Consider the following 22,060-nt stretch of genomic DNA (forward strand, 5'->3'; position numbering starts at 1 on the left):
GTGAAAGGTAAGACAAGACTAGTCCTGTCTCAAAGCCACGGCAATAGAAAACACAATTTGTGACCTTATTCTTTGCGAAATCATAACTTTGCTGAGTAGTTTATTGGTGTTACATTTTGTTACTTATTCAATTCCATAAAAGAGATAAATAAATGGCTGGAGCAAGTTTACTAACACTGTTGGATGACATTGCAGCTGTATTGGATGATGTCGCGTTGATGTCGAAGATGGCGGCGAAAAAGACCGCTGGTGTACTGGGCGACGATTTAGCGCTAAATGCGCAACAGGTGTCTGGCGTAGCGTCAGAACGAGAAATCCCGGTGGTTTGGGCGGTGGCAAAAGGGTCGTTTAAAAACAAACTGATTCTAGTGCCATCGGCGTTGTTGATCAGTGCCTTCATTCCTTGGCTGATCATGCCATTACTTCTCATTGGTGGTTTGTTTCTTTGCTTTGAAGGGGCTGAGAAGATCTTAGAAAAGCTTTTTCCTCATGCGCACCAACATGAAGAGAAGAAAGAAGAGCTCAATACCGGAGAATCGGTTGAAGAGTACGAGAAGAGAAAGGTCGCCGGTGCGATTCGTACTGACTTTATCCTCTCTGCAGAAATCATCGTGATTGCTTTGGGTACGGTGACAGGCTCAAGCATCGTAACGCAAATCCTTGTGGTCAGCTTAATCGCGGTATTGATGACCATTGGTGTTTACGGCTTAGTCGCTGGCATCGTTAAGCTTGATGACTTAGGTTTTTACCTAGAACGCACATCAAATGGTGAAGGACTGAAAGCCAAGCTAGGTGGAGCGTTAGTGGCGTTTGCGCCTAAGTTGATGAAGATGCTTGCTGTGGTGGGTACTGCGGCAATGTTCCTTGTTGGGGGCGGTATTGTTGTCCATAACGTGCCTGCAATTCATCATCTGATTGAACCGATCATCATGGATTTCCGTGGTCATACGATTGCGACGGCGATTGTGCCGACATTGCTTAATGGTGTGATTGGTGTCATCGCTGGCTTGGTTGTGGTTGCAGCTTGGACTTTAGTAGAGAAAGTTCGTGGTAAATAATTACTCTGTAGACAGTAGACAGTAGACATAAGGCTTTATAGGAGCCAAAAGAAAAGGGTCATGCGTTTCCATATCGAATATGGTGGCATGACCCATTTTTATTTCGTGGAGATGATTACTTCACTTCCCACTCAATCTTTTCATTTGCACGAATTGGCACAACGATGTCGCTACCAAACGGCATCGTTTCTGGTACATCCCAAGCTGCTTTTTCTAGCGTTACTGTGTCTGAGTTGCGAGCGATGCCGTAAAAATCAGGACCATTTAAGCTTGCGAATGCTTCTAGGTTTTCTAGTTTGCCTTCATTCTCAAACACTTCTGCATAAAGTTCTAGTGCTGCGTGTGCGGTATAAGAACCTGCACAACCACAAGCTGATTCTTTTGCGCCTTTTGCGTGCGGCGCTGAATCTGTACCTAGGAAGAATTTCTTGCTACCGCCTGTTGCTGCTTCGATAAGCGCTTGTTGGTGGGTATTGCGCTTAAGGATTGGCAGGCAGTAGAAGTGAGGCTTAATGCCACCGACTAGCATGTGGTTGCGGTTGAACAGCAGGTGGTGAGCAGTGATGGTTGCTGCGACGTTATCAGAAGCGTTCTTAACGAAGTTTGCGGCATCCGCCGTCGTGATGTGTTCAAGAACGATTTTTAGGTTAGGGAAGTCGTTAACGATAGGAGCAAGAACCGTGTCTAGGAATTCCTTCTCACGGTCAAAAATATCAACGTGGTTGTGAGTCACTTCTCCATGAACCAAAAGCAGCATGCCAACTTCTTCCATCGCTTCAAAAACGTGGTAGATGTTCTTTGCATCGGTTACACCAGAATCAGAGTTGGTGGTTGCACCTGCTGGGTAAAGCTTTGCTGCGACAATTTTGCCTGTTGCTTTGGCTTTGCGGATTTCATCTGGCGTGGTGTTGTCTGTCAGGTATAGCGCCATAAGAGGTTCGAATTGCTCGCCGTGTTGCTCAGCAAGGATTCGATCACGGTAGGCTAATGCCATTTCAGTATCGGTCACTGGTGGGACGGTGTTTGGCATGATCAGCGCACGGCCGTTATAACGGCTAATATCGCGAACGGTATCTTTTAGAACTTCACCATCGCGTAAGTGAACGTGCCAATCGTCAGGACGAGTAATAGTCAGTGTTGTCATTAATTGCTCCCACCATTAAAAAGTTATGTTTGGAGCCTAAACGCTGCATTTACCTCAAGAGCAAACGCTTGCGCTCAGGCGACAGGATGATAGAGGAATTGCAGTTCTATTTCACCCCATTTTTCACATTTCTTTACGGTAGGAGCTCAGTTGGTTACTTCATCGTCAACCAAAGCGCGTGAATTGTGCCGGGTAGGAAGAAGAAGAAAGTCAGGATCAGGTTGATGAAGAAGTCTTTCTCTAGACCTTTTTCCATGTAAACCGCCACTGGTGGAAGGAAGATACAAAGTAGAATTAGAATCAGTTTATTAGTATCCATGGTCTATGCTCCGGATAGATTATCTATAGTGTCAAAAAGTTGGCGAATTATGTGCTCAATATCACATCTTGGCAATCCTAGTTTCGTCAATACTATGCAAATTTATGGGACTCCATTCATAAGAAGAAGTTCTTCCACCTGCAAAGCAAGCGTCATATCGGGTGACTGACGAAGGTGCGGTTATAAATCGATATTTTATAGAGGCTTGGGTCATAACTGTTATAAGGATATGATAGTCCAATAATGAGAAAGTACCTGTAGGAAGAAGGCTATGTCGCAATCAGTTTTGTCCCAAATTAATGTTTTTCCAGTCAAATCCGTCGGAGGCGTTGCGTTATCTTCCGCTTGGGTAGAAAAACAAGGATTGAGTTTTGATCGTCGATTTATGATTGCGACGTCAGATGGCTCAATGGTGACAGCTCGAAAGTTCCCTCAAATGGTGACCATCAAGTCCGCGCTGTTGCCAGACGGAGTGGTGTTTACCAGTCTTGGCGAAGAGCCACTAAAGATTCGCTATCAAGATTTCAAAATGCAGGAAGCACCTGCAACGGTTTGGAAAGACAGTTTTACGGCATATACCACCACGGATGAAGCGGATGATTGGTTTAGCAAAGTATTAGGTCTTCGCGTCGAGTTACTTTTTACTGGTGAGCAATCAAATCGCATAAGAGAGAAACTGGGTCACAACGTCAGCTTTGCCGATGGCTACCCAGTACTTGTCATCAGTGAGGCATCACTGGAAGAATTAAACCGCAGAAGCTCTGAGCTGCACTCAATGGATCAATTCCGAACCAACCTTGTGGTATCTGATACCAAGCTATTTGAAGAAGACTCATGGAAGCGTATTCGCATTGGCGAAGTGGAATTTGAATCAGTAAAACCATGTGAGCGATGTATTCTAACTACCGTTAATACTCAGCGAGGCACATTTCGAGAAAGCAAAGAACCACTGAAGACATTGCAAGAGTTTCGTGCAAACGAGCGTGGGGGCGTGTTCTTCGGTCAAAACCTTGTTGCTCTGAACGAAGGCATTATTCGTTCTGGTGACAAAGTTGAAGTGCTGGAATACAAAGAGCCAGAGTTCTATCCAGACAACTCTCCTCAGCGAATGACGCTAACTTGTGTCGAACGAGAAGAAATCGCACGCGACTTTGTCACCTTGTGGCTTGAGCCAAGCAAAGGTCAATTACCAACGTACTTACCGGGACAGCATTTACCTATTGAAGTGGATATAGACGGTAAGAAAGTAGGGCGTCGTTATACGCTGTCATCTAGCCCGTCTCGCCCGGGACGCTACGCAATTTCGGTGAAACGTGTTTCTGGTGGGCGCGTATCCAATGCTTTGCTTGACAACCTACAAGTGGGGGATGTTCTGGAAGCGGAAACACCAGATGGTCAATTTCATCTAAAAGAGCATTCTGTTCAGCCTCTATTGCTGTTGTCTGCTGGTAGCGGCGTAACACCAATGCTGTCGATGGTTCGTTATTTGGCTGATCACAACCAACTCGATGATGTGGTGTTCTACCATCAGTGCAGCAGCGAGATTGATATTCCGTGCAAGGATGAGTTAAACGAGTTAAAGCGCCAACACCCGGGGTTGGATGTAAAGATCTGCTTAACGCAACCTGCGATAGATTGGTTTGGTCTTAAGGGGCGAATCAGTCTATCTCATATAAAACAGATCAAAGATGTTGAACAGCGCCAAGTGTTTGTTTGTGGTCCTGACGGCTTTATGCAAAAGGCGAAAAACCTATTGCTTAAGAAGGGGCTCCCAGAAGGCAATTATCATCAAGAAGCATTTGGTGTTGCAGCGACAAAAGCTAAGCCAGAGAAAAGTGTTGAGATTGAATTCAACGGCTTTAAGTTGATGGGTAACAACCAACAAACGTTACTTGAACAAGTTGAGAATGCCGGTAAAAGTATTACCAATAGTTGTCGTGCGGGCTTGTGTGGTGCTTGTAAGGTTCAATTAGAATCAGGACAGGTAGAGCATCCTGACGTGCCTGCACTGAGCGCAGAAGAGCGCGCGATGGGGAAAGTGCTCGCGTGTTGTGCTATTCCGGAAACGGATGTGACGCTGACAGACTAACGTTGCTGAGCATAAACACTGCTTGTAACAAGCAAACAAAAACGCCGCTAAATTAGCGGCGTTTTTATCTATAGCAGAACGATTTAAAAACGAATCGTTGATGTGCACAATCGTGATTTAGTCGTAGATCGTTGGGATCGGCTGACGCTTGTGTTGAGTCATTTTGTAGATAGCCACAAGGCGATCGCTGACTTCTTGAGATACTGGCTTGCCTTCTAGGAAGTCATCGATTTGTTCGTAAGTTAAACTCAGAGCATCTTCATCAGCTTTTTGAGGATCAAGCTCTTCTAAGTCTGCCGTTGGTACTTTCTTCACGAGTTGCTCAGGCGCACCCAATGTTGCTGCAACTTCGCGAACTTGACGTTTGCTCAAGCCGAATAGTGGTGCCATATCGCACGCGCCATCACCGAACTTAGTGTAAAAACCAGTGATGTTTTCTGCTGAGTGATCAGTACCAAGAACCAAGCCACCAACGTAACCAGCGATTTCGTATTGAGCGACCATGCGTGCACGCGCTTTTACGTTACCCTTCACGAAGTCCACTTTTGCAGCATCCGTTGGAAGAAGGTCTGTTCCTTCAAGTGCGATGTGAGAAGCGGCATGGAGACCATCGACACCAGCTTTAATGTTTACTGATACAGAGTGCGTTGGTTGGATGAAAGAAAGTGCGAGCTGTGCTTCATCTTCGTCTTTTTGTTCGCCATAAGGCAAACGAACAGCGATAAACTGGTAGTTGTTGTCACCAGCTTCTTCGTTTAGTTGGTCTACAGCCAGTTGAGCCAAGCGACCACATGTCGTTGAGTCAACGCCACCGCTAATGCCAAGAACAAGAGACTTACAGCCTGCTTCTTGCAATTTACGCTTAATAAAAGCGACACGGCGTTCAATTTCGAAATGCGGATCGATAGAAGGGAGTACTCGCATTTCATCGCGGATGGATTGTTCCATTTAGGGTTCCTTTTCCTGCAAATATGTACGACACCAAGTGAGTGTGAATAAATTCATACTGTCGCAGGCGTTTATAGTTCACAAATGGCGATAAACCATGCAGTTGATGTCTATAAACGTCGCTTTAGTGTCAAAAAGCTCTAAAGATTAGTAGTATCATACCGAATTCATCGGATTAGAAAACTCTCTTCAACCAGGTAATCACCGGATATGAAAAAAATCGCCGTTTTTGGCAGCGCATTTAACCCACCAAGCTTAGGTCACAAGAGTGTGATCGAGTCACTGAGCCACTTTGATCTTGTGCTACTAGAACCAAGCATTGCACACGCTTGGGGCAAAAATATGTTGGATTACCCAATTCGGTGCAAACTGGTTGATGCCTTTATTAAAGACATGGGGCTTTCTAATGTTCAACGCTCAGACCTTGAGCAAACTTTGTACCAACCAGGACAAAGTGTGACGACTTTTGCGTTATTAGAAAAAATTCAAGAAATCCACACGCAAGCCGATATAACTTTTGTCATTGGTCCTGATAATTTCTTCAAATTTGCTAAATTTTACAAAGCAGAAGAAATTACGGAACGTTGGACTGTGATGGCATGCCCTGAGAGAGTGAAAATCAGGAGCACCGATATTCGCAATGCATTGCTCGAAGGTAACGATATTAGCGGGTATACAACATCAACGGTCAGTGAATTATTGCTAAGCGAAGGCTTATATAAACAATCGTAATCTGAGAACTGAGAGGTCAGGTTTTCATGGTCAGAATCGTCGTACTTAGTGCATGCGCAATGCTTGTGGCAACACAGGCGAGTTCCGCATGTAACTATTTATCTGATCGTTCCGTTGTATTTGCTGATAACACCATGCCAGTTTGTGAAGACATCTTTGACAGTGTTGGCGTTCTTAGCATCGATACGCTCAATTGGTATACCGCAGAAAAACAGATAGAAGGTCCGACAGAAAGTTACTGGGATCAATGGGCGTTCAAGTCTGAAGACTCTCCAATACTTACTCAAAATTTAGATAGTAACTATTTTGGGCTCGGGTTATGGATGCCAGAAGAACTGCGTGATGATGAAGCCAAAATGAGTACAGAAGAGTGGCTGAGAAGTCATGGCTTAATGTTCAGCATCGGCTTTGGTGACAAGAATGGCAGTGAACCACGAATGCGTGTTGATTACCGCTGGCATGAATACTATGACGCTGATTGGATGATGCAGATCGAAGTACCGTTTTAATATTCGAATCAAAATAAAAAGGGCGCACATTGATGCGTCCTTTTTGTATTCTATTGCGACTTACCCTTTATAGCGCTTCCCCAAACACCAAAAAGCAAAGCTGTTCGTATTCTTCTTCATTGTCGTTAAATAGCTTCGCAACGATATCCGCTTGTTTTTTGCCGGATAACTTCATCTTGCGTGCTTCTCGAAGCGTTAATACTAGACAAAGCTCGATGGAAATCTGAGATTCACAGCCTGGTTTCCACTTATTGATAGAATCCGTTAATGCTGAACTGGTAAGCATTGGTTTGAGTGTTAGCACTTCGTGTTTCACAACCGCTAGCAAGTCGAGCTGATGTTCACTGCGTGCTTTTGTCATCACCAACTTTTCAATCAGCGCTGACAATAACACTGGTAGTTTCACGTAGCCTGCTTGTTGAGCAAATGCATCAGTTAAGCGCACAGAGAAGTCACAGCGAGTTACTCGTGTGTTAGGTAAAAAGGTGAGGGAGCTCAAACATCCCTGAGGAATCCAGAAGTGTTGACCCGGTTCAATGGCATACTCATGTTTACCCAATTTAATGATCGCCAAACCTTCCACTACTGATAGTAAGCTGTGTTTTAGCGCTTTTTTACGCGCAGCAACATTAAGAAAAGGGTAATTAGCGTCGTGAAATTCAATTGCGTAGTTCATTGTGAATACCAGAGTTTTTGGGGCGCTAAGGGTAACGCTAAACCCCTAAATTGCCAACCGGATAACAGATTTTTTTGCGAATAGAAATTGTAATGCTACTGGTATGACCATGTTAAAAGTATGGTCTGAAATGCTGCGGGTTGGCAAAACAATGCGTAAAATGTGCCAGCTTTTTTTGAAATGAATTGAATAATGACTGCCAATAACGATCCTTATATTGAAATTCGTCCATACAACGACGAAGAAATTCCAGCTGCGCTGGACCGCCTGATCAAAGACGATGAGTTTATCAGTGCGATTTTAAACCACCGTTTTGCAAACAAAGCGGCGTGGTTCAAAACACTCATGAGTCCGATTATCCGTGTCTACTTAAAAGCGAAGTGGAGTAAACTGGATTCTGTGGAAGCCATTCAGCTAGAAGTGAAGAAGTACCTTAAAGACACGCTAGATACGACTACTGACGGAGTTACTTTTTCTGGTTTGGACAAACTCGACAAGAACACATCGTACTTGTTTGTCTCTAATCACCGCGATATCGCAATGGACCCCGCGCTTGTTAACTTTGGTTTACACCAAACAGACCACCGTACAGTGCGTATTGCGATTGGTGATAACCTGCTTAAGAAACCTTGTGCGACGGAGCTAATGAGGCTCAACAAGAGCTTCATCGTAAAACGTTCGGCGAAAGCACCACGTGAAATGATGAAAGCGCTTGGTCTACTGTCGGGCTATATCAAGCACTCTTTAGATACCGGTAACTCAATCTGGATTGCGCAAAAAGAAGGTCGTGCGAAAGACGGTAATGATTTCACTGACCCAGCAATCTTGAAGATGTTCCATGTTGAAGGTCGTAAGCAAAAAATCAGCTTTGGTGAATACACTCGTTCACTGAAGATTGTGCCTGTTTCTATCTCTTACCAAAATGACCCTTGTGATATTGCAAAAGCTAAAGAACTGTATGAAAAAGCAGAGAACGGCAGCTATGAAAAAGGTGAGTTTGAAGATATTGAAAGCATCATCCAAGGTATCGTGGGTTACAAAGGTAAAGTGCATGTCGCATTTGGTGATGTGATCGATCAAGAATTCGAGACGCCGGATGAGTTGGCAAACGAAATCGATCGCCAAATCCACAATAACTACCGCGTATTCCCTATCAACTTGCTCGCTGCGGGTCGTGAAGACGAATCGATCACTGAGTCAGTAAAATCTCAGTTGCAAGAGAAACTTGAACAGCTACCGACAGGTGCGCACAGTTACTTGGTTGCAAGTTACGCTAACCCAGTAAATAACCAAGAATAACCTTGCTATTGTCCATTGCGCGAAGTAGCAATGGACATTCAATTGCGAGGAACGGGACCTAATCGGAATCTATCTCAGGCGTGTTATTTGTTAGATTCTGAGCTCGTTCCTCACTTCAATTACTTTTATGGTGCAACCGCACCGCCTAAGGTCAAATTCGTTGGCCACTTTGTCACTCGATTTCCTCCCAAGAAGATGTTGCCTTTGACTGTCATGGTGTCAGGAAATGTTGTGACCTTTGAACCTCCTATATAGAGGTTACCATCCACCACCAATCCTTCTGGTAGTTCGGTCAATGGTGTCCGAATGACGCTCAAGTCGCCTTTTACTCTTAGTCTTGCTGGTAGGTTAGCTAACGGGGTATCGGTTAAATTCAAATAACCACCCAGTTTTACACCGCGAGGCCAGCGTTCAACTTTACTACCAAGTAAATTTGCATAGCCTTTAATTTTAACTCCAGGTCTTATCGTTTTGAGGGCGCTATTCGTTGCTTCAAGGCTGCCTTGAACATCGAGTCCTTTAGGAAGTTTAGTAATCGGTGTCTGGGAAATATTGAGGTTTCCTTTTACGACAAGACCATCAGGTAGGGTCGTATAGGGCTTGTTGCGGAGATCGATATTACCGTAGTTGTCGGTATGACCGAATTTAGCATAGTAATCAAGCTCGTAAGCGATAGAAGAGCTCGAGAAAAACACCAGAGCTAATAAAAGAGGAAAAATGCGCATAGCAGCCACAGTATTGGTAAAAGCGAGAAAAGGATAACGTAAAGCTTGGGGGGCTGCTACCTATCCATGTCTCAAGAATATGAGATGCTGCCAAGAACTGAAAGCACTTCTTTGTTAGTTTTATGGCTCTTCATTAAGGGGATATTCATGAACGTAAGATCGATTTCTGTTTTGCTTGCAAGCGTTGCTGCTGTTTTATCAAGTTTTGCGATGGCGAAATCCTATAATACGCCAGATTCAAAAGCGTTAGTGGTGGCAGACGGTAAGCTAGGGCAGCGTGTTTGTTACTATGACGGCAAAGCCTACACTACTGGGGCAGTGCTAAACGTAGATGGGGTGCTACTGATGTGTACCGATGAAAATGATTTTGAAACTAATGGCTCGTTGAAGTGGGTTGTGTTTCAGAAAGACAAGAAATAGATAGGTTCATCAGAGATCAAAAAAGCGAGCTGGATGCTCGCTTTGACCTATCTAACGATGAAATATCGACGATTAACGCGCTAGAGAGCGAGTCTTAAGTTCGAAGATTAGCTTTTCAGCGCTTACTTCAAACTTGAATCGAGCAGTAAGCTCTTTCGAATCTTCCGTTAGTTCAGAAACGTTGTATTCAACGCCTGTACAAACTTGTTTTGCTAGTTCGATGTATTTCGCCAACTCAGCTTCAAGTGCTGCTTTAGTCTCTGCGAAAATCGTTACGTCAGCGACATCGTCGCCTTCTTTGATGATAAAACCCATTTCACCAGCGCAACCGCAAGCTTCACATACTTGGTTTTCTTCTAATTCGACACTCATAACGAATCCTCTTGTAAATACTGTCAGTATTCTATCAGGTATTTGATCTCTATCTACAAAAATGAATGATTTTGGATAAAAAAAGGACAGTATGTTATGTTGTTAATGGAGGGTTAACTAATTTTATTAGAACTTCCTTAAGGAAATTAGTGTGATATGTATCAATATTTAAAATCAATTAACCTAGATATTCGTGAGATTTCTGTCAGGTGAGTTGAACTGGGGTTCAATTTATAAGACTATTTCCGGATTAATTATTTTTACATAATTATCATTCTTAGCCTGAGAATAGTTTCGATGAATGATTTGGTGCAAGGTTTTGATGGAGTGGACTTTTCGCCATATTTTGAGTCACATGTATTGACAGAAATATCACTGTAAATTGCACGTTACGCAGTGCAGTTTAGTTATGATTGGTCCTCTAACTTTGATGTTTGAGGTATACAGTACATAATGCTGAGGATGATTTTCATTCTGGCCTCATTTAATTGTGAGTTAGATGGATTTACAAAGAGAAGAGCTTAAAATATGCCAAAGCGTAGTAAAGAAGATACCGAAATCACTATCCAGAAGATCATGGATGCCGTTGTTGATCAGCTTCTGAGACTTGGTTATGACAAAATGTCTTACACCACGTTAAGCCAGCAGACAGGTGTATCGCGTACAGGTATTAGCCACCATTTCCCTAAGAAAACGGACTTTACCGCCGCTTTAGACGGTCGTATTTTCAAAATGTTCGTTGAACATCTAGAATTCGATAAAGGTCTAGAAGCGTTTTCAAAGAGCTGGATCACGGCTCTAGAAGACTCTGAATTCTTAGCGATTTTGCGTCTATTATTCCACCATATTGTTACTTCTGAGAGCGCGCACGAGTTTGCGGCAAACGGCATTGATCGTTTGTACAAAATGGCTGAGAGCCAGTTTGGCGCAGGCAGTGACAAAGAGCTAGAGTGGTTGATTGGTCGCTCATTGATCCAAATGAGCAAGTAACACCACAGTAAATAGCTAAAACCAAGAGGCTGTTTGGCTCTTGAGTGTGTTTAGACCTGATTTCAAAGTGTTTGAAGTCAGGTCTTTTAATTTCTTTATGTTGGCGTTTAGCCGACGTTTTTGCTTTCTATCTTTCTCATTAAACGCGTCATGTTTGATGAAATTAACCTTTTCCTATCTCCTCTAGACTTCACCCCATCATCTCTTTTCTTTGCTGCCTATCGAGTCGACGATCTTCATACATTGACAGCAGGAATGTAATGTATGTAGGGCGTCAGACAATGAGTTCATTTACAAATTCGCGTCGTCATTTATTCCTTTTTTCAAAATAATCTTACTGTCTGTTTTGTTATTTTTGTGTCATAGAGAGTTATCGAGCGCAAAGAATTCATGCACTTCGGTTGGAAACTGCGCCAATCTGTTCTTATGCTGAATAATAACCTCAAGTTATTAACGAAGTGGAACATGGCTAAAGATCTATTCTCAACTCTTGACTTAAACCTGCTCAGGACATTCATCATTCTTCATCAAGAGCGCAATATGCGGCGCGCTGCTGAACGTTTGTTTGTTTCCCAACCCGCCGTGAGCAAAGCGCTACAAAGATTACGTGATCATTTTGAAGATGAGCTTTTTGTGAAAACTCACCATGGTTTGCGAGCAACCGAATATGCCAATGATCTTGCAGAGAGCTTAGCGCCTTTGTTGGATGATATTTCCATAACGATAAATGGTTCCAAGGCATTTAACCCATTGGAAATGAACGGCACGGTAAAGATCGCTCTGGCACCATTTATTCTTAGTTCTTACGCGAGTGAGATCTTTCAAGCCATCAGGCAAGCTGCCCCTCATGTCCAAATTCATTTGCTGAATTGGTCTCGCTCAACCATGGAAGAGATCATCAAGGACGAAGTTGTGTTAGGAGTTAATTACGAAATAAACCATGCACCCAAAGAGCTTCTGACTAAAATGATCGTTAAAGATGAATTCTGTGCTTATGTGCGAAAAGATCATCCTCTGCAAGGTCACCGACTGCAGATATCTGATTGCAATGATCTAGAATTTGCAACTGTCATCGCTGCTGATTGGAACTCGAACATTTCTTTTTCAGAAAAGATCATGAAAATTAAAGGGGTAGAGCCAAAAATTGCGTTTAGATCAGAGCTTCCATCAGCCATCATCGACGTAGTCGCAAACTCTGATATGGTGTTTCCTGCATCAAAAACCGTCAATGTCGATAAACTTTATAAGCTACGTAGGTTGGATATTGAGTTGGATGGTATGGTGATAGAACCGTGTTTGCACGCTTACTTCCATCATAAGAATCGTCGTAACGAAACCGTGCACTGGTTACGTAATATCGTGACCGAAGTGATCATTAGTCACCTCGAACGCCCTCAAGAACAATAATAACCATCGGTTATCAAGCTCTCTACCTTGGTTTATTAATAACCCGCCGTTAATGGCGGGTTTCTTATAAGCGATTAGAGCAATAAAACACCGCTCAATATACTTCTCTTCATCGGGCAGGGAGTCCACTGAATCTGCAAGAGGCAGCCCTGAATTTCGACAAATTAAGAGAGTAAATCATGAAAGTTAAATTACTAAGTGCAGTTATCGCAGCGTCTTTTCTAGCCGGTTGTTCATCATCTGGTTCTTCGGACTCCCCAAGTGAGCCTGCAGGAGTTGCATCGGTACAAACCTTCGAAGGTGAGCACTTTGATGGCATGGCAATTCAAGGTGACAACGGCGAATACAACACAGTAGCTATTCGCGGCGTAGAAGGTAACACCGTATTCAACGTTGGCGGTGAGCTGTACTTCACTGACGGCGATGTGGTGAAAGACGCTTCTGGTAACGTAGTTGGTAACATTGAAGTTCGCAATAATGAATTGGTGTTTGTGAATGACAAAGGCTTTATTCACTTATCTGTTGACGATGGTCGTCTAGTAGTCGAAGAGGTAAAACCTAAGATCGAGCATCCTATTGAAGAAGATGTAGATCCTGGTTACGGAGGCGGCGTTGTTCCTACATATGGTGACATCATCGAGCTTGAAGGCGCTGCGGTTATCGTTGGTGATAATGGCAACCATGTGTTTATCAGTAAAGACGAAACAGACACGATAAACATTGCCGTCGGTGATTCGGGTGCCTCTTACACCGTTAATGGTAGTGAGATTCGAAATGAAGACGGTGAGATTGTCGGACACACTTCAAAAGAGGGTGATAACTACATCGTACGCTTAGAAGATGGTACAGAAGTCGTATTCCGTAATGAAGATGGTCGTTTATTCGCAGGTGTTACGAACCGCCCGGATATTAGCCATCCAATTGAAGGTGTGCCAATGCATCCAATTGAACTGCCGTCGCCAGTTAACCCAATCGAGCCGGAAATTGGTCACCCGATCGAAGGTCCAGTTAATCTTCCTGCAAATGAGTTAACCAAAGAACAGCGTGCGGAGCTGAAACAAAAGGTTCAATCTCTGTCACAAGAGCAACGTCAGCAAATAAAAAGAGCGATTCGCGACCGCGTTGAGCGTTCGTAAGCTAATCGCATAAGGGTAATTAGCAAGGAGCCGCTTGAATAAAGTGGCTCCTTTTTTGTTTTAACTCTTCTTCACAGGTCTCCCCAATGAATAAATCTTTGACACTGCTTTGCGCGCTCTTTGCTGTCCCGTGTTTTTCTGCTGACTATAAAATGCCAGAGTTTGGATTGGACGTATCCAATACAGATAATGAATGGATTGTCACTGCCAGCGGCTACTTACAAGCAACGGAAGAGTGGAATATTTCAGCGGAAATCGACTCGACTGGTTACCTAGAACTTGGGACTGGATATGGTGTCATGCTGGGACAGTTTTATACCGAGGCTTTTGTGAGTTACGGACGTGCTGATTTGTTTGATGTGTATGACGCCGGCGTATTTACTGGAACAGCGTTGGGTGAAGATTGGATGGTTTATGCCAATAGCTCTCACGAATGGAGAAAAAGCGCTATTGGTAAGTCATTTCCGGCATTCGAAAATACAACAAGAGAATGGAAAAACACCATCGGGGCAAGTTATACACCAATTGAATTTGTCAGCCTCGGCTATGCTTATAACTACGATAAAAAGCTCACGGAGGGCGGTCATCGTACAAACCATGAAGTGCGAATTACATTAAAACCAAAGTGGGTTGAACCTTACGTGAAATACACATTTGGTGAACATAGAGTCTCTCCAGGTTCCACGAAGGTAAGTGAAGAAAATAGTGTGGAGCTAGGCGTTAACTTCAACTTTTAAGGAGTCGATATGAACATACAATCAACGATGATTGAATACGCAGTGGCGATTATGGGGTTGCTCTTGACGGGAATCACCCTCTAAGCCGGAAGCTTAGAGGGTTTAGTATATTAACGATTGATATTGTAGCGAGCCATTGCTGCTTCTTCTGTTGTCACGACTGTTTTACCGATCGGAGCTAGAGAGATAACCGCAAGTTTCAGGTGTTGAAGGGCAAACGGGATGCCGATGATGGTGACAAAGCACGCTACGGCAGAAAGTACGTGACCGATTGCCAACCAGATACCTGCAAACACAAACCAAATTACGTTACCAATGACACCAAGTGGGCTCGTGCCTATGTCCATTTCATTGGTTAATTCATCTCGTGAGACTGCTTCTTTACCGAATGGGAAGAACGAGAAGTTCCCCATTACAAAACAAGCGCGTCCCCATGGAATGCCGATGATGCTGATGAATGCTAGAAGTCCAAAGAACCACCATAGCAAACCCATGAATACGCCACCGAATACAAACCAGATGATGTTGCCGAGTGTTCTCATTTAAAACCCTTTTTGATTTATAGCGTTGTGTTAAGTATGTCACACGAATCTTAACAGAGGATGAATGGACACACTTTATCTTAAATAAGCAATCATTGATGAGAACACAGATTTAATACAGGTACTAGACCGCATGAGATGGAGTAAAGAAAAGGCTCTCAACGAGAAATGTCGAGAGCCTTTCAGGTCAGGCAGTAGCTAAGTTCAAGCGAAGGACTGGCTTGTCATTGATTGGTAGGTGAATCAGTGCTGCAATAAATGCTAGTACAACGGTTGACCACCAGATTGGGTCGTACGAACCGTAGTAATCGTAAATACGACCACCAACCCAAGCTCCTAAGAAGCTACCTACTTGGTGCGTAAAGAACACCAAGCCATACAAGGTGGAAAGGTAACGAGCTCCAAAGATTTGACGAACTAAGCCGGAAGTCAGTGGCACTGTGCCTAACCAGCAAAAGCCAATTGCACCACCAAAGATAGCAGCGGTGTGTTCGGTGACAGGTAGCGTCACAAAAGCACCGATTACGACTGTGCGCATCAAATAAAGTGCAGACATAACATGACGCTTGTTAAAGCGGTCTGCCATTACACCCCAGAAGTACGAGCCAAAGATGTTGAAAATACCGACGTACGCTAGCGCCATTGCCGCCGTTGATGCCGGTAAATCTTTATCGGCTAAGTAACTCGGCAGGTGAGTCGCGATGAACATTACGTGGAAACCACAAACAAAGAAGCCAGCATGGATTAGCCAATAGCCTTTATGTGAAAAGGCTTCTTTCAATGCTTCTTTTAGAGTTTGTGTGTCTTCTTGAGCATTAGTTGCATTGCTCGCTTGTGGTTTCGCCGTTCTCATGAACAGTGCAAACATGATCATAAAGCTACACAGTACAGCGAATGCTTGAAGCGCGCCTTGCCAGCCAAAATCACTCAACAGCGCTTGGGCACCTGGGATCATGGCGAACATACCGAATGAACCTGCGGCTGTTGTCAAACCAAATGCTTTCGCAGCATGTTGCGCAGGGACGACCTTTGCAACGGCACCTAGCACGATCACGTAACTGGTCGCGCTCAGACCAAAACCGACCAAAACACCAAGTGACAGGTACATCATGGTTGGTTCAACTGCGATAGAAGTCAGGTAGAGACCCAAAGCGTAAGAAATGGCACCTAAAATGATAATACGCTTCGCGCCCCAACGATCTGAAGCCATACCAACAAACGGTTGGAACACACCAAACAACAAGTTTTGCAATGCAATAGCAAAGCTAAAGAACTCACGACCAGTGTGAAAGTAGTCTGAAATTGGCATCATGAAAATGCCGAAAGATTGTCTGATCCCTAGACAAATAATCAAAATCCCTATTCCAAGCCAAACAAGAATTGGAAATCGGAAAATACTCATAATTTGCTCTTATTAATGATGATGATGATGATGATGGTGATGAGAATGATCATGATGCTCGCCGTCGCCTGTGGTTTGGTGACAGCCGCTGTTGATGGCTTGCTCTGCTAATATTTCCAGCAACCTAGGAGAGTGATGGACGATAACTAAAGATAGCCCCAACATGACGGACATTCTCAGCACCTGAGCGAAAATGGATTGAGAAAAAAGCATGCATTGTGCGCTCAAGTAGAAAAATGAGCGCGAAGTGTAGAGATAATTGTCTAGCGAGACAAATTACAAAAAGTGAATAGAGGTATGCGTTCTATGCATACCTCTATAATATTTCGTTTATAGTTTTTGTTCTGCAGTTATTAGGGGAACGCGGGTAGAGACTGCGTGTAAGGCAATGTTGTGGATCATTTCGTCAACCGTTGTGCAGCAGTCCATAAGAATTGAGACATCATACTTTTCTGCCACTTTAGAAATCGCAGTATGAGTGACACAGTTTTGCGTCATCATACCGCATACCAATAGTTCTGTTACCCCATGTTTTTGCAGCACTTCTTCAAGGTTTGTTTGCTCAAAGCTGTCTGCAAAGTGCTTGATAACTACATCTGCACTCGGCGCCAGCGCTAAGATCTCAGGGTGAATATCAGCACCTTCGGACCCCTCATTAAAGAAAGGTGCAATACCCATTGCCGGATCCGCAATGTGCTGAATATGAATGATAGGAATATTTTTCTCATTCGCTTTAGCAATTGCGCTCTTGATGTTGTTTAGTGTTGCTTCTGTATTCCATAGAGGAAATTTACCGTTTGGGAAGTAGTCGTTTTGTAGATCGATAACAAGAAGTGCTGCTTGGCTCATGGTGTTTTCCTTTTGTTTTCAGTGAATGTATTGCTTTGGTATGGGAGCTATTATGCGTGCTTTCTTTTATCTTGCTCAGTGTCTAAAATGACAAAAAATAGGTTAAAAACGACAATTGGAATGAACAAGATAAACATTGCTATTGTGAACTATCCGGGGGCTTCAAAAGCGTCAGTCTATGGTTTGCAGGAGCTGTTTGAGATGGCAAGCCGCGCTGCGATTGAGTTGGGTGCTGAATGTCGCTTTGATGCAGACATCATTGATTGGCAAGAAGACGTTATTCGAGATGGTGATTTCACGGTCGTCATATTGCCGCCAAGCGGCGCGGAGCAATATTATCTTTCGCCAAGTGAGGCGTTAACGTCTTGGCTGTTTGAGCAACACAAAGCAGGAGCGGTTGTTACGTCTGCATGTGCCGGGGCTTTTGTTCTCGCTCAAGCTGGTTTGTTGAACAACAAAGCGTGCACAACACACTGGGGGCTTGCAGGGTTATTCCGAGACAAGTTTCCTAACGTGATGCTTAAGCCTGAATCCATCCTTATCAATGAGGGCAGTATCATCACGGCTGGTGGCATGATGTCTTGGCTTGATCTAGGGCTAGAGTTGGTATCTCAGTTAAGCACGCCTTTGGTGATGCGGTTATTGGGAAAGATGCTGGTGGTTGATACTGGTGCCAGAGAGCAACGTTTTTATCAGCAATTCATGCCTAATTTTCAACACGGTGATAGTGCCGTTCTTAGTGCTCAGCACTACATGGCCGATCATTTCTCCCATGTGATTTCAAACCAAGCTCTATCGGAGATCAGTTGTTTAACTGAGCGCACGCTTCAGAGACGTTTCCAAAAAGCGACAGGTTTGAACTTGAATCAGTATCTACAACACCTCCGGGTACAAAAAGCATGTGACTTGCTGGAATCAAGCAACCTCGCTTTTGAGGCGATTGCTTACCACGTGGGGTATCAAGATGCGAGCGCCTTTCGAAAAGTATTCATTAAAACCATGGGATTAGCTCCCAAAGCGTTCCGCGCTCGTTTTAGTGCTTAATTATCGACGCACTGACTGTTCAATGTGCTGACAAATCGCTTCGGCAAGTTGGTGGCTAGCGATATTGCGCGCTACGATTTCAGAAGCGATTTTGCCGGACTGGATAACTTCAAACCAATCCAACAGCATAGAGTGGAAGCCTTTACTGGTCAGCATTGGCGTCCAATCTTTTAAGCTCAACTTCTGCTCCTGATTGTCTTGCCACAGTTTCCCTTCAACAAACGAATCAAACTCCATTGCTTTGTTTGAATAGCAAGCTTGGACTCGCTCTGTGGTGATCCCAAAATGGCGGTTCATCGACGCGTGAAGCAGTGTCTCACCATGCTGCCATTGAATATCTAAACGAGCCAGTTGGTCGCCTTCCATTTGGTGCGTAATGTAAGCGTCTTGTAGATCTGCTTTGGTCGTAATGTTCACGCTATCGAGAGGGTGGATAAAATCATCGAAAATGAAGGTACGAATATCCCCTGGTAATTGATGCCGATTTTTCTCCCAACGTATTGATTTCAAGCCTGAAAGTTCGCCTTGCTGTACGCCCGGCATATGCTGATTGTAGAGCGGAATGTGACGGCGATTGAAACCGACATACAAAGGCTGATTCACGCGTTCTGCTAGTTCGTATAGCTTTTCCACCTCAGCAGCGCTGTCTGCCAAAGGTTTGTCAACAAATGTCGGGATGCCTTGTTCTAAAAAGAAAGATGCGATTTGAGGGTGAATGCTCGTCGCTGCATGAATCATTACTGCATCCACACCCATGCCAACCAACTGTTGGTAGTCCTGACAGGTTTCTGTGATGCGATATTGTTGAGCCAGTGTGTTAAGTGTATTTGCGTTACGGGTACAAAATACCAGTTCAACATTTGGAATCTGGGTGATAACAGGAAGGTAGGCTTTTTGAGCAATGTCGCCCAAGCCAATGATGCCAATTTTCATTTGGTTCTACTTTGTTCGTTGACGGGATAAACATTATAACGAGAACCTGTTGGATTTCTGAGAGCAAAAGGTCATAAAAAAGCCTGATTCATATGAATCAGGCTTTATCGTGCTGTTTGATACTAAGATGTTCTGCAGGTATTAAAGATATCCAAATCTCCATCATAAGCATCGGTTTCTACGTCCATGATGCCGAGTAAAGAGTGGAATACATTATCGTGAGAGTGCGTCGCGGTTTGTTGCGCCTCTTGTTTCAAACAATCAGTATTGATGTGTTTAGCTTGCTTAAAGCCCGGAGACATCCAAAGTATCATAGGAACACGCTTTTGGAAATCAGGCGCCAATCCGTAAGGCATGCCGTGTAAGAACAAGCCATTTTCACCTAAAGACTCACCGTGATCAGAAACATAAATCATGGCCGTATTGTATTTGTCTTCTAGCGCTTTCAATTTCGCTATAGTTTGATCCAAAACGAAGTCCGTGTAGCGAATAGTATTGTCATAAGTATTGACGATTTGTTCAACGCTACAGTTTTCGATGTCTGCACGAGGGCAGTCTGGTTGGAAGAAGGCTTTGTCTTTTGGATAGCGTTGGAAATACGTTGGACCATGACTACCAATGAGATGCAGCGCAACAAGGCGGTTACCTTTCATGCTTGCGATTTGATCATCTAGGTTATTTAGCAATGCGATGTCATAGCAAGTGCTGCCGTTGCACTGTTCATTTTTCTGGCTACGGTCCACATCCATCTTATTGATCTTATGCGCGACGCCTTTATCTCCGCCGTCATTGTCTTTCCACATCAAATCAATGCCAGCACGTTGCATTATATCCAAAGCATTGTCTTGGTTATCTGCTGTACTACGATCGAAGTCGCTACGAGGCAGTTGCGAAAACATACAAGGAACGGAAACCGCTGTTGCTGTACCGCAAGAGGAAACGTCTTGGAATGAAATGACGTCTAGCTTGCTGGTGTATGGGTTGGTTTCGCGATCGTAACCGTTGATTTGGTAGTTTTGAGTACGCGCAGTTTCTCCTAATACGAAGACAACCAGAGTAGGCTTCTCTTTGGCTTGTTCTAAAGCTAGCTGAGATTGCTTAGCATCAGTGCCAATCTCACGGTATGGTTGTGGTGTTGTCAGGTAGGTTTCTTTGACATAACTAGAGATCGCATACACGTACTGAGTAGGGATAATGATTTTCTTTAGGTAGCTATTATTACGACCAACAGATGCGTAGTCTTGGTAATACAAACCAGCAATCACGGCAATGATCACTAAAGAAGCAAGCATTGAGACGATTTTAGTTAATGTGAATCTTAGCCAGTTTCCTCTTAGCGGTTGAAACTTCACTTTAAAGACAAGTAATGCAGGAAGTACCCCCATCAAAACTGTCCAGATCAACGAGTAAGCGCTGAAGTAAGAACTTGCTTCACTGGTATCAGTTTCGACAATATTGGTGATCATGTCGGTATCGAAGAGTGTGCCGTAGTTGTAGCTCGCGTAGCTCACTATACCTGAGGTGATCAGCAATAAGATAAAGAATGGTTTACTGATCCAAGGCCAACTGAACAAGTTGAATAAGAAGTTCAGCGCTGCAAAAAAGAAGATGGGAATGGTAATAATGAAACCGATCTTAACTTGATCGAGATTAGTAAGGATGTGAACCAATTCCTTGTAAATGGGAATGTTCACCACAAGGGCGAAATACAAGGCGAGTAAAAGCGTAAAGGTAACGTAAGAGAGACCTTTAGTTGGTAGTTCAATTGTCTTCATAATTGACGTACTTCGATGTAACTAAATTAAAATCGACGCCCAAACAAATAGGGCGAGAACAAGCGCAACAAATACTGCTGCGGAACCAATGTCCTTGGCTCTTCCACTGAGTTCATGCCAGTCATCGCTGACACGATCGACAACCGCTTCGATGGCGGAATTAATCAATTCAACTATTACAACCAGCAGTAAGCTGCTGATCATCATTGTTCGTTCAAGCATGGTGACGGGAAGCAAGAATGCAGCGATAGAGAGTACTAACGTCAGTACTAACTCTTGTCTAAATGCTGCTTCGTTAATCCATGCTGCTTTCAATCCTTGAAGTGAATAGCCGGTTGCGTCCAATATCCGGCGAATGCCTGTTTTTCCTGGTTTCAAAATGGGGCCTATACTGCTGAGCCAAAAAAGAAGGGGCGCTTGAGGGATAAGCATCCCCTGATAAAAGAAAAGGCATCAAATTGCGAAAGTTGAGAGTAATAGGTCGAGCGTGAAACATTTGTGAAAAAGATGTCGCCTGACCATTATTTTATGCAATTGATGCTAATTTATACGTTATGAATCAAGGTCGTATACGGTATAGCCTTTATTTGCTAGGCATTTACGAAGCACGAGCGATTGGGTTTTGGTTGAGTCATTTGCACCGCCAAGTGCACCTGCGCCAGCACCGACTGCTGAACCAGCTACGGCACCTACGGCAGCACCACCGACGCCATCTTCTAGTGCGCCAGCTACGGCACCAACAAGAGCACCTGTCACAGCTCCATTTTTTGCTTCAGTTTTTGCCGCTTCGCCTTTGTCAACTTTTTCGGCATAACCTTGGCAATAAGCGAAGTCTTGCTCGTATTGAGCTTGGTCGACATTGGTCATATCAACGACAGGCTTTTGGTTGTAGGCACAAGCAGCAAGTGTGGAAGAAAGGGTGAGGAGAAAAAGGTGTTTATACATTTTTGTAAT

Annotated in this window: 25 protein-coding genes; 11 read left to right on the forward strand and 14 right to left on the reverse strand. The window is 43.9% G+C overall.

What is annotated here, in order from left to right; translation table 11 throughout:
• Window positions 1-152 precede the first annotated feature (152 nt).
• Window positions 153-1,058 (forward strand): DUF808 domain-containing protein, encoded by a 906-nt coding sequence (locus tag ABMY42_RS01765; RefSeq protein ID WP_009697135.1) that lies wholly within the window; start codon window positions 153-155, stop codon window positions 1,056-1,058.
• Between the two features lie 115 nt (window positions 1,059-1,173).
• Here the strand turns inward: ABMY42_RS01765 and pyrC are convergent, their stop codons facing one another.
• Complete coding sequence (gene pyrC / locus ABMY42_RS01770) at window positions 1,174-2,202, reverse strand: dihydroorotase (RefSeq protein WP_050908684.1); 1,029 nt, start codon at window positions 2,200-2,202, stop codon at window positions 1,174-1,176.
• A gap of 154 nt (window positions 2,203-2,356) precedes the next feature.
• Window positions 2,357-2,521 carry a YqaE/Pmp3 family membrane protein gene (locus ABMY42_RS01775; RefSeq protein ID WP_005453437.1) on the reverse strand — a complete coding sequence of 55 codons (165 nt, stop codon included), beginning with the start codon at window positions 2,519-2,521 and terminating at the stop codon, window positions 2,357-2,359.
• A 271-nt stretch (window positions 2,522-2,792) separates the two neighbouring features.
• Between ABMY42_RS01775 and ABMY42_RS01780 the strand changes: the two genes are divergently transcribed.
• The gene (locus ABMY42_RS01780; RefSeq protein WP_349265893.1) at window positions 2,793-4,610 is read left to right on the forward strand and encodes a hybrid-cluster NAD(P)-dependent oxidoreductase; all 1,818 of its coding nucleotides are present in this window, start codon (window positions 2,793-2,795) and stop codon (window positions 4,608-4,610) included.
• A 117-nt stretch (window positions 4,611-4,727) separates the two neighbouring features.
• On the opposite strand, the gene nadE is transcribed toward ABMY42_RS01780, so the two are convergent.
• Window positions 4,728-5,558 carry an ammonia-dependent NAD(+) synthetase gene (gene nadE / locus ABMY42_RS01785; RefSeq protein WP_005453439.1) on the reverse strand — a complete coding sequence of 277 codons (831 nt, stop codon included), beginning with the start codon at window positions 5,556-5,558 and terminating at the stop codon, window positions 4,728-4,730.
• 210 nt (window positions 5,559-5,768) lie between these two features.
• Here nadE and ABMY42_RS01790 point away from each other — a divergent pair, with 210 nt between their 5' ends.
• Together ABMY42_RS01790 and ABMY42_RS01795 are read left to right on the forward strand one after the other, a co-directional pair.
• Window positions 5,769-6,290, forward strand: a complete 522-nt coding sequence (locus ABMY42_RS01790) for a nicotinate-nicotinamide nucleotide adenylyltransferase (RefSeq protein WP_009697132.1) — start codon at window positions 5,769-5,771, stop codon at window positions 6,288-6,290.
• 26 nt (window positions 6,291-6,316) lie between these two features.
• On the forward strand, window positions 6,317-6,799 hold the full coding sequence (locus ABMY42_RS01795; RefSeq protein WP_005453441.1) for a hypothetical protein: 483 nt from the start codon (window positions 6,317-6,319) through the stop codon (window positions 6,797-6,799).
• Between the two features lie 67 nt (window positions 6,800-6,866).
• Here ABMY42_RS01795 and ABMY42_RS01800 read toward each other — a convergent pair whose 3' ends face one another.
• A complete protein-coding gene (locus ABMY42_RS01800; RefSeq protein ID WP_009697130.1) occupies window positions 6,867-7,475 on the reverse strand; it encodes a hypothetical protein in 609 nt (202 codons plus the stop codon).
• Window positions 7,476-7,667: 192 nt separating this feature from the next.
• On the opposite strand from ABMY42_RS01800, the gene ABMY42_RS01805 reads away from it, so the two are divergent.
• On the forward strand, window positions 7,668-8,774 hold the full coding sequence (locus ABMY42_RS01805) for a 1-acyl-sn-glycerol-3-phosphate acyltransferase (RefSeq protein WP_005453443.1): 1,107 nt from the start codon (window positions 7,668-7,670) through the stop codon (window positions 8,772-8,774).
• A 125-nt stretch (window positions 8,775-8,899) separates the two neighbouring features.
• Here the strand turns inward: ABMY42_RS01805 and ABMY42_RS01810 are convergent, their stop codons facing one another.
• On the reverse strand, window positions 8,900-9,499 hold the full coding sequence (locus ABMY42_RS01810) for a hypothetical protein (RefSeq protein ID WP_005453444.1): 600 nt from the start codon (window positions 9,497-9,499) through the stop codon (window positions 8,900-8,902).
• A gap of 147 nt (window positions 9,500-9,646) precedes the next feature.
• On the opposite strand from ABMY42_RS01810, the gene ABMY42_RS01815 reads away from it, so the two are divergent.
• Entirely contained in the window at window positions 9,647-9,919 is a 273-nt protein-coding gene (locus tag ABMY42_RS01815) for a DUF1496 domain-containing protein (RefSeq protein WP_272760378.1), read from the forward strand.
• Window positions 9,920-9,991: 72 nt separating this feature from the next.
• Here the strand turns inward: ABMY42_RS01815 and ABMY42_RS01820 are convergent, their stop codons facing one another.
• Window positions 9,992-10,291 carry a YfcZ/YiiS family protein gene (locus ABMY42_RS01820; protein ID WP_005453449.1) on the reverse strand — a complete coding sequence of 100 codons (300 nt, stop codon included), beginning with the start codon at window positions 10,289-10,291 and terminating at the stop codon, window positions 9,992-9,994.
• Window positions 10,292-10,819: 528 nt separating this feature from the next.
• On the opposite strand from ABMY42_RS01820, the gene ABMY42_RS01825 reads away from it, so the two are divergent.
• The 4 genes from ABMY42_RS01825 to ABMY42_RS01840 all read left to right on the forward strand — a co-directional run bounded on the left by ABMY42_RS01825 (window position 10,820) and on the right by ABMY42_RS01840 (window position 14,561).
• A complete protein-coding gene (locus ABMY42_RS01825; RefSeq protein ID WP_005453451.1) occupies window positions 10,820-11,281 on the forward strand; it encodes a TetR/AcrR family transcriptional regulator in 462 nt (153 codons plus the stop codon).
• A gap of 465 nt (window positions 11,282-11,746) precedes the next feature.
• Window positions 11,747-12,688 (forward strand): LysR family transcriptional regulator, encoded by a 942-nt coding sequence (locus tag ABMY42_RS01830; protein WP_009697126.1) that lies wholly within the window; start codon window positions 11,747-11,749, stop codon window positions 12,686-12,688.
• Window positions 12,689-12,867: 179 nt separating this feature from the next.
• Complete coding sequence (locus ABMY42_RS01835) at window positions 12,868-13,824, forward strand: hypothetical protein (RefSeq protein ID WP_050904342.1); 957 nt, start codon at window positions 12,868-12,870, stop codon at window positions 13,822-13,824.
• 86 nt (window positions 13,825-13,910) lie between these two features.
• Complete coding sequence (locus ABMY42_RS01840) at window positions 13,911-14,561, forward strand: hypothetical protein (RefSeq protein ID WP_069688108.1); 651 nt, start codon at window positions 13,911-13,913, stop codon at window positions 14,559-14,561.
• Between the two features lie 110 nt (window positions 14,562-14,671).
• Here the strand turns inward: ABMY42_RS01840 and ABMY42_RS01845 are convergent, their stop codons facing one another.
• From ABMY42_RS01845 to ABMY42_RS01860, 4 genes are all read right to left on the reverse strand, one after another.
• The gene (locus tag ABMY42_RS01845; RefSeq protein WP_005433505.1) at window positions 14,672-15,103 is read right to left on the reverse strand and encodes a YccF domain-containing protein; all 432 of its coding nucleotides are present in this window, start codon (window positions 15,101-15,103) and stop codon (window positions 14,672-14,674) included.
• A 187-nt stretch (window positions 15,104-15,290) separates the two neighbouring features.
• Window positions 15,291-16,505 (reverse strand): MFS transporter, encoded by a 1,215-nt coding sequence (locus tag ABMY42_RS01850; RefSeq protein ID WP_069688109.1) that lies wholly within the window; start codon window positions 16,503-16,505, stop codon window positions 15,291-15,293.
• A gap of 12 nt (window positions 16,506-16,517) precedes the next feature.
• Window positions 16,518-16,679: a hypothetical protein gene (locus ABMY42_RS01855; protein ID WP_349265894.1), complete on the reverse strand. Its 162-nt coding sequence runs from the start codon at window positions 16,677-16,679 to the stop codon at window positions 16,518-16,520.
• A 156-nt stretch (window positions 16,680-16,835) separates the two neighbouring features.
• Complete coding sequence (locus ABMY42_RS01860) at window positions 16,836-17,354, reverse strand: cysteine hydrolase family protein (RefSeq protein ID WP_029790073.1); 519 nt, start codon at window positions 17,352-17,354, stop codon at window positions 16,836-16,838.
• Window positions 17,355-17,474: 120 nt separating this feature from the next.
• Between ABMY42_RS01860 and ABMY42_RS01865 the strand changes: the two genes are divergently transcribed.
• Window positions 17,475-18,398: a helix-turn-helix domain-containing protein gene (locus ABMY42_RS01865; protein WP_349265895.1), complete on the forward strand. Its 924-nt coding sequence runs from the start codon at window positions 17,475-17,477 to the stop codon at window positions 18,396-18,398.
• Here the strand turns inward: ABMY42_RS01865 and ABMY42_RS01870 are convergent, their stop codons facing one another.
• The 4 genes from ABMY42_RS01870 to ABMY42_RS01885 form a co-directional block, all read right to left on the reverse strand.
• Complete coding sequence (locus tag ABMY42_RS01870; protein WP_199450517.1) at window positions 18,399-19,331, reverse strand: Gfo/Idh/MocA family oxidoreductase; 933 nt, start codon at window positions 19,329-19,331, stop codon at window positions 18,399-18,401. It abuts the gene before it with no gap.
• A 122-nt stretch (window positions 19,332-19,453) separates the two neighbouring features.
• The gene (locus ABMY42_RS01875; RefSeq protein ID WP_349265896.1) at window positions 19,454-21,106 is read right to left on the reverse strand and encodes a phosphoethanolamine--lipid A transferase; all 1,653 of its coding nucleotides are present in this window, start codon (window positions 21,104-21,106) and stop codon (window positions 19,454-19,456) included.
• Window positions 21,107-21,127: 21 nt separating this feature from the next.
• On the reverse strand, window positions 21,128-21,484 hold the full coding sequence (locus ABMY42_RS01880; RefSeq protein WP_005453489.1) for a diacylglycerol kinase: 357 nt from the start codon (window positions 21,482-21,484) through the stop codon (window positions 21,128-21,130).
• A 174-nt stretch (window positions 21,485-21,658) separates the two neighbouring features.
• Window positions 21,659-22,051 carry a glycine zipper family protein gene (locus ABMY42_RS01885; RefSeq protein WP_009696267.1) on the reverse strand — a complete coding sequence of 131 codons (393 nt, stop codon included), beginning with the start codon at window positions 22,049-22,051 and terminating at the stop codon, window positions 21,659-21,661.
• Between the last annotated feature and the right edge of the window lie 9 nt (window positions 22,052-22,060).

The sequence above is a fragment of the Vibrio sp. SSH13-20 genome (assembly GCF_040104475.1).
In the GTDB taxonomy this organism is placed as follows: Bacteria; Pseudomonadota; Gammaproteobacteria; order Enterobacterales; family Vibrionaceae; genus Vibrio; species Vibrio harveyi.

Coding starts and splice junctions, on each gene's coding strand:
- ABMY42_RS01855 (WP_349265894.1), bottom strand. CDS start 16,679: ATGTCCGTCATGTTGGGGCTATCTTTAGTTATCGTCCATCACTCTCCT.
- ABMY42_RS01830 (WP_009697126.1), top strand. CDS start 11,747: ATGGCTAAAGATCTATTCTCAACTCTTGACTTAAACCTGCTCAGGACA.
- ABMY42_RS01810 (WP_005453444.1), bottom strand. CDS start 9,499: ATGCGCATTTTTCCTCTTTTATTAGCTCTGGTGTTTTTCTCGAGCTCT.
- ABMY42_RS01820 (WP_005453449.1), bottom strand. CDS start 10,291: ATGAGTGTCGAATTAGAAGAAAACCAAGTATGTGAAGCTTGCGGTTGC.
- ABMY42_RS01885 (WP_009696267.1), bottom strand. CDS start 22,051: ATGTATAAACACCTTTTTCTCCTCACCCTTTCTTCCACACTTGCTGCT.
- ABMY42_RS01815 (WP_272760378.1), top strand. CDS start 9,647: ATGAACGTAAGATCGATTTCTGTTTTGCTTGCAAGCGTTGCTGCTGTT.
- nadE (WP_005453439.1), bottom strand. CDS start 5,558: ATGGAACAATCCATCCGCGATGAAATGCGAGTACTCCCTTCTATCGAT.
- ABMY42_RS01790 (WP_009697132.1), top strand. CDS start 5,769: ATGAAAAAAATCGCCGTTTTTGGCAGCGCATTTAACCCACCAAGCTTA.
- ABMY42_RS01775 (WP_005453437.1), bottom strand. CDS start 2,521: ATGGATACTAATAAACTGATTCTAATTCTACTTTGTATCTTCCTTCCA.
- ABMY42_RS01845 (WP_005433505.1), bottom strand. CDS start 15,103: ATGAGAACACTCGGCAACATCATCTGGTTTGTATTCGGTGGCGTATTC.
- ABMY42_RS01800 (WP_009697130.1), bottom strand. CDS start 7,475: ATGAACTACGCAATTGAATTTCACGACGCTAATTACCCTTTTCTTAAT.
- ABMY42_RS01835 (WP_050904342.1), top strand. CDS start 12,868: ATGAAAGTTAAATTACTAAGTGCAGTTATCGCAGCGTCTTTTCTAGCC.
- pyrC (WP_050908684.1), bottom strand. CDS start 2,202: ATGACAACACTGACTATTACTCGTCCTGACGATTGGCACGTTCACTTA.
- ABMY42_RS01840 (WP_069688108.1), top strand. CDS start 13,911: ATGAATAAATCTTTGACACTGCTTTGCGCGCTCTTTGCTGTCCCGTGT.
- ABMY42_RS01825 (WP_005453451.1), top strand. CDS start 10,820: ATGCCAAAGCGTAGTAAAGAAGATACCGAAATCACTATCCAGAAGATC.
- ABMY42_RS01865 (WP_349265895.1), top strand. CDS start 17,475: ATGAACAAGATAAACATTGCTATTGTGAACTATCCGGGGGCTTCAAAA.
- ABMY42_RS01875 (WP_349265896.1), bottom strand. CDS start 21,106: ATGAAGACAATTGAACTACCAACTAAAGGTCTCTCTTACGTTACCTTT.
- ABMY42_RS01850 (WP_069688109.1), bottom strand. CDS start 16,505: ATGAGTATTTTCCGATTTCCAATTCTTGTTTGGCTTGGAATAGGGATT.
- ABMY42_RS01805 (WP_005453443.1), top strand. CDS start 7,668: ATGACTGCCAATAACGATCCTTATATTGAAATTCGTCCATACAACGAC.
- ABMY42_RS01860 (WP_029790073.1), bottom strand. CDS start 17,354: ATGAGCCAAGCAGCACTTCTTGTTATCGATCTACAAAACGACTACTTC.
- ABMY42_RS01780 (WP_349265893.1), top strand. CDS start 2,793: ATGTCGCAATCAGTTTTGTCCCAAATTAATGTTTTTCCAGTCAAATCC.
- ABMY42_RS01795 (WP_005453441.1), top strand. CDS start 6,317: ATGGTCAGAATCGTCGTACTTAGTGCATGCGCAATGCTTGTGGCAACA.
- ABMY42_RS01870 (WP_199450517.1), bottom strand. CDS start 19,331: ATGAAAATTGGCATCATTGGCTTGGGCGACATTGCTCAAAAAGCCTAC.
- ABMY42_RS01765 (WP_009697135.1), top strand. CDS start 153: ATGGCTGGAGCAAGTTTACTAACACTGTTGGATGACATTGCAGCTGTA.